Source organism: Bradyrhizobium vignae (assembly GCF_900324035.1).
In the GTDB taxonomy this organism is placed as follows: Bacteria; Pseudomonadota; Alphaproteobacteria; order Rhizobiales; family Xanthobacteraceae; genus Bradyrhizobium; species Bradyrhizobium vignae.
In genome coordinates, this window is sequence record NZ_LS398110.1 from 5,778,700 (window position 1) to 5,790,731 (window position 12,032).

At 62.3% G+C, this 12,032-nt stretch carries 11 protein-coding genes; 1 reads left to right on the forward strand and 10 read right to left on the reverse strand.

Annotated elements, in window-relative coordinates:
- A complete protein-coding gene (locus tag BRAD3257_RS28110; RefSeq protein ID WP_122404573.1) occupies positions 1-846 on the forward strand; it encodes a carbohydrate ABC transporter permease in 846 nt (281 codons plus the stop codon).
- A 253-nt stretch (positions 847-1,099) separates the two neighbouring features.
- On the opposite strand, the gene BRAD3257_RS28115 is transcribed toward BRAD3257_RS28110, so the two are convergent.
- The 10 genes from BRAD3257_RS28115 to BRAD3257_RS28160 form a co-directional block, all read right to left on the reverse strand.
- The gene (locus tag BRAD3257_RS28115) at positions 1,100-1,852 is read right to left on the reverse strand and encodes a Crp/Fnr family transcriptional regulator (protein WP_122404574.1); all 753 of its coding nucleotides are present in this window, start codon (positions 1,850-1,852) and stop codon (positions 1,100-1,102) included.
- A gap of 164 nt (positions 1,853-2,016) precedes the next feature.
- Entirely contained in the window at positions 2,017-3,828 is a 1,812-nt protein-coding gene (locus BRAD3257_RS28120) for a glycoside hydrolase family 15 protein (protein ID WP_122404575.1), read from the reverse strand.
- Positions 3,829-3,830: 2 nt separating this feature from the next.
- Positions 3,831-4,892 carry an SDR family oxidoreductase gene (locus tag BRAD3257_RS28125; protein WP_122406796.1) on the reverse strand — a complete coding sequence of 354 codons (1,062 nt, stop codon included), beginning with the start codon at positions 4,890-4,892 and terminating at the stop codon, positions 3,831-3,833.
- A 5-nt stretch (positions 4,893-4,897) separates the two neighbouring features.
- Positions 4,898-5,305 carry a sensory rhodopsin transducer gene (locus BRAD3257_RS28130; protein ID WP_122404576.1) on the reverse strand — a complete coding sequence of 136 codons (408 nt, stop codon included), beginning with the start codon at positions 5,303-5,305 and terminating at the stop codon, positions 4,898-4,900.
- Position 5,306: 1 nt separating this feature from the next.
- Entirely contained in the window at positions 5,307-5,756 is a 450-nt protein-coding gene (locus tag BRAD3257_RS28135; RefSeq protein WP_488225961.1) for a PPC domain-containing DNA-binding protein, read from the reverse strand.
- Positions 5,753-7,432: a GMC family oxidoreductase gene (locus BRAD3257_RS28140; RefSeq protein ID WP_122406797.1), complete on the reverse strand. Its 1,680-nt coding sequence runs from the start codon at positions 7,430-7,432 to the stop codon at positions 5,753-5,755. Before BRAD3257_RS28140 ends, BRAD3257_RS28135 begins: the two co-directional genes overlap by 4 nt.
- Complete coding sequence (locus BRAD3257_RS28145) at positions 7,422-8,072, reverse strand: gluconate 2-dehydrogenase subunit 3 family protein (RefSeq protein ID WP_122404578.1); 651 nt, start codon at positions 8,070-8,072, stop codon at positions 7,422-7,424. The genes BRAD3257_RS28140 and BRAD3257_RS28145 overlap by 11 nt, the downstream gene beginning before the upstream one ends.
- Positions 8,065-8,838: a hypothetical protein gene (locus BRAD3257_RS28150; protein ID WP_244607720.1), complete on the reverse strand. Its 774-nt coding sequence runs from the start codon at positions 8,836-8,838 to the stop codon at positions 8,065-8,067. The genes BRAD3257_RS28145 and BRAD3257_RS28150 overlap by 8 nt, the downstream gene beginning before the upstream one ends.
- A 188-nt stretch (positions 8,839-9,026) precedes the next feature.
- Positions 9,027-10,133 (reverse strand): enolase C-terminal domain-like protein, encoded by a 1,107-nt coding sequence (locus BRAD3257_RS28155; RefSeq protein ID WP_122404579.1) that lies wholly within the window; start codon positions 10,131-10,133, stop codon positions 9,027-9,029.
- Positions 10,133-11,908, reverse strand: coding sequence for a thiamine pyrophosphate-requiring protein (locus tag BRAD3257_RS28160; protein WP_122404580.1), 1,776 nt, complete (start codon positions 11,906-11,908; stop codon positions 10,133-10,135). The genes BRAD3257_RS28155 and BRAD3257_RS28160 overlap by 1 nt, the downstream gene beginning before the upstream one ends.
- Positions 11,909-12,032 lie beyond the last annotated feature (124 nt).

The window sequence follows — 12,032 nt, forward strand, 5'->3', positions numbered from 1 at the left end:
ATGCCCGAGCCTCTTGCCCGCTCGCTCCGCGTAACCGGGTTTTCTCTCGGCGTCGCGTTCTTCGTGATCCTGGCCGCGTTTCCGTTCTACTGGATGGCGATCACGGCGTTCAAACAGAACAGCGACCTTTACGACATCACCAACATTCCGTTCTGGTTTAATGAGCCACCGACGCTCGAACACATCCGGTACTTGTTCAAGGAGACCCTGTTCGCGCGCTGGCTGTCAAATTCGCTAATCATCGGCGTCTGCGTCACCGCAATCACGCTCGTGACCGCGGTTCCGGCCGGTTACAGCCTGGCCCGCATGACCAGCCGCAAGGGCGAAGCGCTCGGGATCGCGATCTTCCTGACCTACCTGGTGCCGCCGACGCTGTTGTTCCTGCCACTGTCCCGGATCGTCACGGAGCTCGGCCTGCAAAACTCGATGTGGTCGCTGGTGCTGGTCTACCCGACCTTCACTATCCCATTCTGCTCCTGGCTGCTGATGGGCTTCTTCAAGGCGCTGCCGATCGAGATCGAGGAAGCCGCCATTGTCGACGGCTGCAGCGTGTTTGGCGCTTTCATCAAGATGGCGGTCCCCCTGTCGCTCCCCGCGATCCTGACGGTGGTGATCTTCACGTTCACCCTGACCCTGCAGGAGTTCGTTTACGCCCTGACATTCATCTCGTCGTCCGACCAAAAGCCGATCACGCTGGGCGTATCGACCGACCTGATCCGCGGCGACGTGTTCTTCTGGGGTGAGATCATGGCCGGAGCCTTGATCGCGGCCGTTCCAGTGGCGATCGCCTATAATCTCTTCCTTGATCGCTTCATCGCTGGCATCACCGGAGGCGCCGTCAAATAGCTAAACCACGTGATTGCAGGGCGGCTTCCACCGATGCCTTGCGCTACCGGCCTTAGATCGCAGCCGCCGCCAACCCTCCTCCTTATGGACAAGGGGCAATGCATCCGGAACAGCGAGTTGAAAAGGCCCTGCAGGGCGCTTGAGCATCCTGGCCCGATGCGCCGGTGCCCGGCTGCACATTTGCGAGATCAAACTTTGACTTAAGGACCGACAACGAACCGGTCGCCGAGAATAGGCGCTATGGAGAGGCCGCTTAAGCGGTTGTAATACCCTCATCCGGATTCAACTGTCTTCGATATTCCCTCGCGATCGTGTCAAAACACGTGCAGGAGACTTGCCGCAGCGCGTGAAAGTTGAGGATGCACACAAGCCCGCGCGAACTGCGGATCAACCCATCTTTCTCGAGCGCCTCAAGGCACTCCGTCACGCTGGCCCGTCGAACCCCAAGAAGATGACCTAAGACTTCGTGGGTGAGCGGCAACTTGTCTTCCTCGAGAGCGCTGCTGGCCACAAGAAGCCATCGCGCCAACCGCTGCTTGACGGGGTGCACGGCATTGCAAACGCCCGATTGCGAGGTCTGCAGCAACACCACGTCAATATATCTGAGAAGAACCCTCCTTAGGGTGGGGAGCTGTGGCAAAATGGAAAGAAATTCACGTGCCGACATCCGTATGGCGGTTCCGGCAACTTGCACGACTCTGCGGTGGGGAGGGGTTTGATCAATCTCGGTCAAAACCAGAGGGGCGCCGATCATCCCCTCCGAGCCGATCAGCCAAGCCTCGATGAAACGATCCTGATCTACCCGTGCGGAAACCGAGACCAATCCGTGCTCTACAAAATAGACGTAATCCATCGGCAACCGCCAATGATGCAGGATCTGGCGGGGCAAGATCCGCACCGAGTCTGATCTGGTCAGCACTTCCGACAGCTCGTGATTTGGAATGAGCCGTAGAAGCCGATTGCGGACCGCGCCCCCCCGAATTGAACTTTGAGTATCGCCAATCATCTCCCCTGTTCCACGACCAGGTCGGGAATCCAAACAGAACGGGATGCAGCAAGTTCCAATGTCGGCCGAGATAGCACGCGTCGGCCGGTGCTCCCGGCGAGAGGTGAAGGAGCCATAGGGTGAAGCTTGGTCGATTAAGTTTGGTCGGTGTCCTGCTGGGCTTGTTATCCCGCCGCTCCCTGATGGGCCGTAGCCGCGATGTCGTGCCCCTCTCCCCGATCGGAGGCTTGTTCGTCGAAGCGGAGGGCCGTACGCACGAGCGCGAGATGGCTGAGCCCCTGGGGGAAGTTGCCGGCAAGCCGTCCCGCATGCACATCGTATTCCTCTGACAGCAAGCCGAGATCGTTCGCTGCATCGAGAAGGCGTTGAAAAGTCCTCTCGGCCTCGGCCCTCCTGCCCTGCATCAGTTGGCAATCGGCGAGCCAGCCACTGCAAGCGAGGAAGGCGGCTTCCCTAACCTCGTCCTTCGGCCCCCAGCGGTGCACATAGCCGTCCTGAACCAGCTCGCGCTCGATCGTCGCGATGGTCTCGCGGACGCGTTCATCCGTCACCGGCAGAAAGCCGACAAGGGGAAGATTCAGTAGGCTCGCGTCGACCTTCTCGCTGCCGTAGAACGCGACAAACGTGCCGAGTGAGGGGTCGAAGGCCCGATCGCAGATATCCCGATGCATTCTGTCCCTCAGCGCGCGCATCCGATCGAGCTGACCTGCGTCCAAAAGAGAATGGAGGTCTGGCCGCCTAACGAAGCGATCGACGGCGGCCCAGGCGGAGACCTTCGAATAGGTGTAGTGACGCGGTCTTCCCCTGAGCTCCCATAGCCCGTGGTCCGGAAGCTCCCAAACCCGCTCCACGTGTTCGACGACAGAAGTGATCAGCGCGACCTCCCGCTCGGACGGGCTGATCCCTGCCTTCGCAGCCGCGGAAACGGAATCCACCAGCTCTCCATAGACGTCGACCTGGAACTGAGAGGCGGCAGCGTTGCCAATACGGACCGGTTCAGCCCAGTTGCATCCCGGCAGCCACGATGCAACCCATTCTTCGAGGCGTCTTGAACCGTCGACGCGATACATGATCCGCATCTTGTCCGGCTCGCCGCCGACCGCTCTGAGAAGCCAATCCCGAAAGGATTTGGCTTCCTCATGATAGCCGGCGTCCAGAAGCGCACTCAAAGTGAAGGTCGCGTCGCGAAGCCAGCAATAGCGGTAGTCCCAATTCATATCGCCAGCCAGGGCCTCCGGAAGAGAAGTCGTCGGCGCGGCGATGATGCCCCCCGACCGGCGAAAGATCATAGCCTTCAAGGTCAGCAGAGATCGGCGGACTGCATCCGGCCATTTCGTCTGAACCCGGAATTGCTGGATCCAGGAGCGCCAGTATTGCTGAGTTGACGACAAGCTGCTTTTCGCCCCCAATGGGGGCGGCGGATCAGTCCTGGAGGGACCATATCTCAGGCAAAAATCGACCTGCTGTCCCTCGTTCACCTCCAGCTCGGTCACAACGCTGGAGTTCTCGCGTCGGAGCGGGGTCGGTGAATGCAGGACGACCAGGTCCGGTCCGACGAACGCGACCGCTCGCGCGTCTTCGACCTCGAGCGCGGGCCGCAACGATCCGTAGTCGAAGCGAAGATCCAGCTCGCTTCGGACTTGCACCTTCCCTCGAAGGCCCTGCACCACTCTTATGACGGCGCAAGCCCCATCGTGGACAGGCATGAAGTCCACCAGCCTGATGCATCCCGAAGACGTATCGAGTTCGGTCTCAAGGATGAGGGTATCGGCCTGATAGCGGCGACAGCTACAGCGATACGACGTGCATGGCGCCACCTTCCAGCGACCATTCGCGGAGGTACCCAACAGTGAAGCAAAACAAGCATCGGAATCGAATCGAGGCCAGCACAACCAATCTATCGAACCTTTGCGATCGACGAGCGCGGCGGTCTGGCCATCTCCGATCATCCCGTAGTCTTCGATCAATCTGGGCACGATCAGCGCGCCTCCAGCCCGTTGCTGCGCCGCTGTTGCAAACGAGCTGCGCTCGGGCCGCTGAGCTTCGTTCTCCAGACCAACAGCCCCCCAAGCAGTGTTCCTGCCAACAACGTGGCCGCGTACGGCACCCATCGATCGAGCGTGCCGAAGGACATTGTGGCAGAGGACGCGGATTCAGCGCTGAAGCTTCCGCGCGTGCGGTGAAGCGAATGCACTGGCTCGTAGAGATTGTCGGCGCGATCGGGACCGATAGGATCGTCGGTTTGCTGGCCATCGACACAAACCTTGGCCAGATATCGATCCAGCAACCCCGGCACGAGCATATTGCCGAGAATGACCTTCAGGGTGCTCAAGCCGATCCAATACTCGCGGGCCGGCTTGCAAGCCGCCCGGAAGACGGCCTCCGCGATGGTTTCCGGCTCGATCACCGGGGCGACAGGCCTTGGAGCTCGCGCTATGTGCGCTCTCGCCCAGTCGAACTGGGGGGTGTTGACGGCGGGGAGCTGCAGCATTGTGAGCGTGATCCGGCTTCGTTCGTGGATCAGTTCGGCACGAAGCGAATCCGTGAAGCCTCTGATTGCATGCTTTGCTCCACAGTAAGCGGACTGCAGCGGGATGCCGCGATACGACAGCGCCGATCCGATCTGGATGATCGATCCTCGATTGGCCGGCCGCATGTGGCGGAGCGCCGCCATCGTGCCGTGAACGAAGCCGAGGTAAGTGACCTCCGTCACTCGTCGGAATTCTTCCGGCGTCATCTTCCACGTCGGCGAAAAGACGGTCACCATTGCGTCGTTCACCCACACGTCGATATGTCCGAAAATCCCGGCCACGCGGTCGGCAGCGGCAAACACCGAACACGCATCGGCCACATCAAGGGCGAGTACGATTGCCGTCCCTCCGAGCTTTTCGACCTCGTCTCGCACCTCCTCGAGAGCCCCCGCGTCGCGGGCGATGAGCCCCATGGAGAAGCCTGCCTGCGCGAATCGATGGGCGACCGCACGGCCAACACCTGCGGACGCTCCGGTGATCACGACCACCTTGGTCGGCTTGACCGGCAAGTCATTCATGCCTGGGCTCCCTCTGTGCTGGTCGATGTCTGGGCGGCAGGAAATGCGATGGTCGTAAGCAGCGCCATCGCGGGCTGGCGGGAATCGAGCCTCGTATGTTGAACGACCACGGGCGCGCTCGCCTCGATGAGGGAAGCATAGCTCGTGTCGCGCGGCACTGGCGCCGGATCAGTCAGATCGTTGAAACGCATGTGGAGAGTGCGTTTGGCAGGTACCGTGACCAGATATGGACCGACCGGCTCGCGCGCCTCGAAGAACAAGGTGATCTTCACCTCGACGTCCCGGTCCCCCGGGTTCAGGAAGCACGCCGCTTCGTGGGAGACGAGATCATGCGCGTCGCTGACGCTGCTGCCGGGAATGTAGCCTTCCGGGATGGCCCAGACCGTGCAGCCAATCTTTCGCATCTTACTTCTCCAGCCTGATCAGGGCTAATCCGCTCTCTAGATCGTGCCTCTTTCGCAGATGTGTCGGACTTTCCTCCATGATGATCTCGAGCGTCGGGCGCACCACGCCCGACCCCAAATGTCCGGCAAGTGCAGTCCCGTCACGCCTGCCGACCACCAGATGAACGTGAACGGAAGGCTCGCCCGAGGGATCAAGGGCGACATCGCCGATTAGAGAAGCGACCTCAACCTGTTCGCCCACACGGTTGTCCAAGTACTCCTTCCTTTCCCAGTCGAAGTACTTCAGGACGACCTCGCTGAAGGCTCCGATTCCGGTGATCTGTGCCGCCGCTATCCGTTGCTCCATCGCGAAGGACGACAGGCAGCTCATCGCTTCTTCGCCGGTCTCGAGCACCAAGGCCAAGGTCCGCTGGGCTCCGTTCTTGCTCAGAACTTTGTGTCTCATTTTCATCCTCTTTGCATTGAAAGGATATTCGCACGCCGCATCGATCCTTGACGCGCGAGCGCACGGATGCGATCAGCCGTGCGGCAGGCGATCGCCTGGATCGTCAACGAGGGGTTGGCGCCCCCCACGGTTGGAAAGACCGAGCCATCGCAGATCCATAAGTTTGGAATATCCCAGCTGCGGCAGTCCACATCGACGACGCTGGTGTGGGCATCGCTGCCCATGCGCGCGGTGCCGTTGAGATGACAGGTGTCATCGTCTTGGATCCAGATATCGGTTGCGTCCACCGCCTCGAGCGCACGCCTCATGAATTTGAGGGAGTGATCGATCAGACGTTTGTCGTTGTCGCACCAGGAATAGGTAACCCGTGGAATCCGCAGTCCATATTGGTCGACCTCGTCAGCCAGGGTCACCCGGTTGGCTTCCTGCGGCAGCATCTCGCCGACGATCTTGAGACCGACGACGTGATTGTAGTCTTTCATGGCTTCGACGAGTCTGTCGCCCCACAGGCCGCGAGCGCTGAACAGCGTATTCGCCCAGAGCTGCGGCAACGGACCCTGGCTCATGTAGGAATAGCCGCCGAAGAAATCCTTGCCTTTGTCTTCGTAGTTCCAATGCTCGGTGATGGCGAGCGACGGCGGCCCCTTGTAGGAGCGCACCTCGTGCTCCAGCCGGCCCCACACCGCCTGATTGGACTGCGCCATCAGGTTCTTCCCGACCAAGCCCGAGCTGTTGGCGAGGCCGTCCGGAAAGCGAGGTGTCGCGGAGTTCAGGAGAAGTCGGGGCGTTTCGATGGCATAGCCCGCGACGACGACGTTACGCGCCCGCTGAAAGCGCCATGCGCCGTCCCGATGATAATGAACCCCCGATACCAGCCCCGACGGCTCAACCTCGATGCGACCGACCATCGCGAGATCGCGGATCTCCGCACCTGCGGCGATCGCGCGCGGAATCCAGGTAACCAGCGCGCTCTGCTTGGCGTTGGTCGAACAGCCGGTGACGCAGAAACCGCGATAGACGCAAGGATGGGCCAGACCTCGGGGCGCCGATAGGGTCGCAAGCGGCGTCTCGGTCCATTTGATCCCCAACGCCTCGCAACCTTTCGCCAGCGCTCGCGCCGCGCCATTCAAAGGATGGGCGCGATACGGGTATCGCGGACGCGGCGGGCCCCAGGGATAGATCACCGGACCCGATATCTTCAGAGCCTGCTCGACTTCGGTGTAATAGTCCCACATCTCGCGCCAATCGAGCGGCCAGTCGGCGCCATAACCGAGCATGGTGCGCGACTTGAACCATTCGGGACGGAAGCGCAGCGAGACCATTGCGAAGTGCACCGTCGAGCCGCCCACGGCCTTGCCGCTGTTGTTGCTGCCGAGTTGCAGCGGATTGGCGCCGTCGACGATACGGTCGTCGGTCCAATAGAGCTTGGTCTGCTCGGATTCATCGGAGGCGAAATCCTCCAGCGGCCTGAAATAGGGGCCCGCATCGAACGCAACGATCGAAAAGCCGTATTCGGCGAGCTTGCAGGCGAGCGTGCCGCCGCCCGCGCCCGTCCCGACGATGGCGAAATCGACCGGCTCGTTCTCGCGATATTGCCGCATCTGGACCCAGCCGCCCGGACGGAACACGTCCGGCGCCCGGCCGTCACACGCTCGCGGCACATGGAGGGGATCATCGGACACGGCGATTGCTCCGACGCGCTGCAGCATCATGGCCGTCCTTCGTCTCGGCCGCCTCCCAGGGATCGCGCTCGTCGAGATCGAGACGCACATAGCCGCGCGGACTTGCCGGACCGCCCCAGCCGATCTCGCTCCACGCTGTCGGGTGTGCGTAATAGGCGAGCACGATGTCCCGTCCCATGCGATGTTTGAAGAAGTCCTTGCAGCGCAACTCGCCCCATTCGGCCGCTTTCAATTCGCCATGCTCGGCGGCACGAAGCAGCTTGTCCTGCAAGCCCTCCGGCAACGCTGCAAAGCGCTGGCCGTACGCGGCCGAGGCCTCGGCATTCAGCGCCTTAAGCCCCAGCCGCCAGGCATCCGCATCTCGGGGCACGCCCGGCCTGCGAAAGCCGTCCATGATCAGATCGTCCAGCTTGCGATCGACCAGCGCGGCGATCGGCACCGGCGGACGGTCCCGCGGTTGCGGAACGATGCGGTTCGCGATCGCCACGACGGTCTCGTATTCCTCCCGCGTGAAGTAACGCGGCTCGGGCGCTATCGACAGCCGCCGTGCGATGACCTCGCGCGTTTTGTCGTTCCAGGATGGACCCGACCATTTGGCGAGAACGTCATATTCGGGATAGCGGTCGCGACTTTCATGCATCGGGATGCGCCCTCATGAGACCGAGTGCAGCAAGGCCGGCAAGTGCGAGGCCGGCAAAGCTGGGCGGCGCGGGGATCGGCGGTCCATTCAGGATGTTCTGGCTCCAGTTGCGCCAGCCACCCATGTTTCGCGATACGCCGTAGGCGTGGAAGCCGACACCGGCCAGACCCATGGCCGTCAGCAGACGCATCCACGAGCGGGCGACGCGATGCGTCCTGCCGGAACGGTGCCCGGCTGCCGAGAGCAGCAGCGCTGCGCCGATCGGTGGCAGCGTCACCGGCAGAAGCATGAAGGGATTATGATAGGCGCCGCGGAAATGCAGCAGGCCCGCCTCGCCGGTCGTGCCGAGCAGACCTGCGCCCGCGACCGCGGCGATCGCACGTCCCGCCGGGAGACCGAAGATGCGCGGACGCGTTCGCCCCGCTTCACGCACCCGTTCCGAACAGAAGCCGAGCAGGCCCGACAGCAGGATCGCCATCGGCGCTCCGAGCGGCGCTCCGTAGAATAGATTTTGCCAGCTGAAGCCACCCACGCGCTTGCCGACGTTGTAGAGATGGAATCCCGAACCGACCAGGCCCGTCGCCGCGGCCAGCAGGTAAGTGGCATCGCGCGCTTTGTGCGCGAACGGGCGCATGTCAGCGGTCCCATGCAGGCTCGTCGCCATCGTCAGCGCAGAAACAAGCAGCGGCGTGTACATGGCCTTGTTCTTGAACGAGCCGCGGTAATGCTCGACGCTGGAGTCGGCGAGCACCGAGGCTGCGAGCATTCCTGCAGCCCGGTTGAGCTTTCGCGCCGTTTCGACGGTTTGCGCTTGGCTGGAGCGATTGCGACGGGGCGCGAGACGGGTGTCGGATCTGGCAGCCGGCGCGGATGCGGCCGATAACATTGAGACAAGGGCCATGCTGAATCCCGCGATTCCGGCCATCACGATCAGGTCGCGTTCTCCCGGCAGCCTCATGCGGCCTCCGATACGGCGTAAGCAGCGGCATCGGCGCGCTTGAAGATCAGCCCGTTCCCCGGCACCGTCAGATCGGGGCTAATTCGGCCGTCACGGGGCTGCGGCGCGCCATCGAAAAGCATGTGCTCGATGCGGACGTGATCGTGAAACCATTCGAGATGACGGATGCGGGGCGCGGCACAGGCGACAGCCATATGCAGCGCCGGCGCACAGTGAGCAGAAAGGTCGACGTGAAAGGCATTGCACAACGCCGCGATTTCGAGAAAGCCGGTGAAACCGCCGCATCGCGTCGCATCCGCCTGCTGCACATCCACCGCGCCACTGGCAAGCATGGTGCGCACATAGTCGACGGTGTAGGCGTACTCGCCGGCGGCCACGTCCATTCCGCAAGGTGCATGTTGCCGCACCATCGCCAGTCCAGGCAGGTCGTCGGACGATACCGGCTCCTCGAACCATCTGACGTCCCGCTCGGCGAAGATGTTCGCCAACCGGATCGCCTGCCTAGGGGTGCAGGCGCCGTTGGCGTCCACGAACAACAGCGCATCGCCAATCGCGCGCTTAGCCACCGCAACGCGATGGGGATCCCGCCCAGGCTCAGACCCGATCTTCATCTTGACGAATGCGCAGCCGTCCTTCGCAACCCAACCTCCGAGCTGCTGCTCCAGCTCGGCGTCGGAATAAGTGGTGAAGCCGCCGCTACCATAGATCGGTATAGAGGTGCGGCGCGCACCGAGAAGCACGACGAGCGGCTGATCGAACAGACGCGCCTTGAGGTCATGCAGCGCGGTATCGACCGCGGAGATCGCGGTTGCCGCGAGGCCCTCGCGGCCAAGGTTGCGGACCGCCCTCTGCATGGCCCCAAAACAGGACGCGGGTGCCAGGGCATCCTGACCCGCGATCACAGCAGCGAGCTTGTCCCGAATCAACCCGACGATACAGGCGCTTGCATAGGTGTAACCGAGGCCGACCCGTCCTCCACCCTCGACCTCGACGAGCACGATGGTGGTGGAGTTCCAGGAGATGGTGCCGTCCGCTTCAGGACGATCGGTCGGCACCCTATAGGCCTCGGCGCGCACGCTACGGATTGGGACCTCGGACCGCATCAGTCTGTTCCGGGTAGAACACTCGTCAGCAATTCCTTCGCGCTGTTCTTGAGCACGCTTCCCAGCTCCGGCTCCGAGGGGATCATGCTGACGAAATTCTTGGCATCCTTCAGCGTGATGTGCGGCGGCAGCGGCGGCACGTTGGCATCGGTATAGGCCTCGAGGAGGACAGGGCGATCCGCTGCAAGCGCCTCGTCCCATGCCGCGCCGACCCGATCAGGATTGTCGACGAAGATGCCCTGCAGGCCGAGCAGCTCGGCGTAGCGATGATAGGAGAAATCCGGAATGCTTTGAGTCGACTCGGTCTTCCCGGCGCCGAGCATGATGCGCTCTTCCCAGGTCACCTGATTGAGATCGCGGTTGTTGAGCACCAGCACAACGAGTCGCGGGTTCGACCAGCGCTTCCAGTACTTGGAAATGGTGATCATGACGTTGAGACCATTCATCTGCATCGCGCCGTCGCCCATGCAGGCGATGACGGTGCGATCGGGATAGGCCATCTTGCCTGCAAGCGCGTAAGGCGTCCCGGCGCCGAGCGACGCAAGACCACCCGAGAGCGACGCCTTCATGCCGCGCCGCATCCGGAGATCGCGCGCGTACCAATTGGCTACCGAGCCGGAATCCGCGGTGATGATGGCGTTGTCTGGCAGACGAGGCGACAACTCCCAGAACACCCGCTGCGGATTGAGCGGTTCGGCGGAATTCATCGCTCGTTCCTTCAGCGTGTCCCACCAATCGGCCATGCCTTTCTTGATGTCGCGGCGCCAGGACGACTCCTTCTTCTGCGAGAGCAGCGGCAAGAGGGCGCGCAGCGTCGTCGCGCTGTCTCCAACCATATTGACTTCCATAGGATAGCGCAGGCTCAGTCGGCTGCCGTCGATGTCGATTTGCACGCCGCGCGCGTCCCCTGGCTTCGGCAGAAACTCACTGTAGGGAAACGCGGAGCCTACCATCAGGAACGTGTCGCAGTTCTTCATGAGATCCCAGCTTGGCCGCGTCCCCAACAGCCCGATCGAACCGGTGACGAACGGCAGGTCGTCCGGCACCGCCGCTTTGCCGAGCAGGGCCTTGGCGACTCCGGCCTGCAGGCGCTGGGCGACTTCGATTACCTCGTCCGTTGCCTCCAACGCGCCGGCGCCAACGAGTATGGCGACCTTGCTGCCTGCGTTGAGAACTTCGGCGGCGTCACGAAGCAAGGCCTCATCCGGCAGTTTGGCTGGACCGGCATACCCGACGCCGGTGTGGGTGGCGCCATGCGCCACGGGGGGGTCCTGATAGTCGAGCTCCTGGACGTCCTTTGGCAGGATCACGCAAGTGACGGCGCGCTTGGTGTGCGCGATACGCACCGCGCGGTCGACGAGATGACGGACCTGTTCGGGAACGCTCGCCATCGCGACATATTCGGTCACGCCCTGGAACAGGGTCTGGAGATCGACCTCCTGCTGATAGCTCGCACCGATCGCGGTGCGTGCCTGCTGACCGACGAGAGCCAGGACCGGGACATGGTCCATCTTGGCGTCGTACAGACCGTTGAGAAGATGGATGGCTCCCGGTCCGGAGGTGGCGTAGCAAAGACCGACCTCGCCGGTGAACTTGGCATGCGCAGAGGCCATGAAAGCGGCCATCTCCTCGTGGCGGACCTGGACGTACTCGATCACGTCTTTGGCGTTCTCAAGCGCCACGTCGAGGCCGCCCACTCCGTCGCCGGGATAACCGTAGACGCGCTTCAAACCCCATTCGGACAGGCGATGCCAAACGAATTCGCTGATGTTCATTGGATTGATCTCGATGACGGGGCGACGAAACTCGCACGAGAAGCCAACGTGCACTCTCCGCAAACGTTGCACCGTTACGACTTATTTAGCTCGCTCAGAGCCAGGAAAACCCGCTGCATTGTAC

What these genes read in the sequence shown, in the direction of transcription:
- BRAD3257_RS28135 (WP_488225961.1), bottom strand. Translation starts at nt 5,756, where the DNA reads ATGAAAATGAGACACAAAGTTCTGAGCAAGAACGGAGCCCAGCGGACC.
- BRAD3257_RS28155 (WP_122404579.1), bottom strand. Translation starts at nt 10,133, where the DNA reads ATGCGGTCCGAGGTCCCAATCCGTAGCGTGCGCGCCGAGGCCTATAGG.
- BRAD3257_RS28150 (WP_244607720.1), bottom strand. Translation starts at nt 8,838, where the DNA reads ATGCTCGCAGCCTCGGTGCTCGCCGACTCCAGCGTCGAGCATTACCGC.
- BRAD3257_RS28145 (WP_122404578.1), bottom strand. Translation starts at nt 8,072, where the DNA reads ATGCATGAAAGTCGCGACCGCTATCCCGAATATGACGTTCTCGCCAAA.
- BRAD3257_RS28160 (WP_122404580.1), bottom strand. Translation starts at nt 11,908, where the DNA reads ATGAACATCAGCGAATTCGTTTGGCATCGCCTGTCCGAATGGGGTTTG.
- BRAD3257_RS28115 (WP_122404574.1), bottom strand. Translation starts at nt 1,852, where the DNA reads ATGATTGGCGATACTCAAAGTTCAATTCGGGGGGGCGCGGTCCGCAAT.
- BRAD3257_RS28110 (WP_122404573.1), top strand. Translation starts at nt 1, where the DNA reads ATGCCCGAGCCTCTTGCCCGCTCGCTCCGCGTAACCGGGTTTTCTCTC.
- BRAD3257_RS28130 (WP_122404576.1), bottom strand. Translation starts at nt 5,305, where the DNA reads ATGCGAAAGATTGGCTGCACGGTCTGGGCCATCCCGGAAGGCTACATT.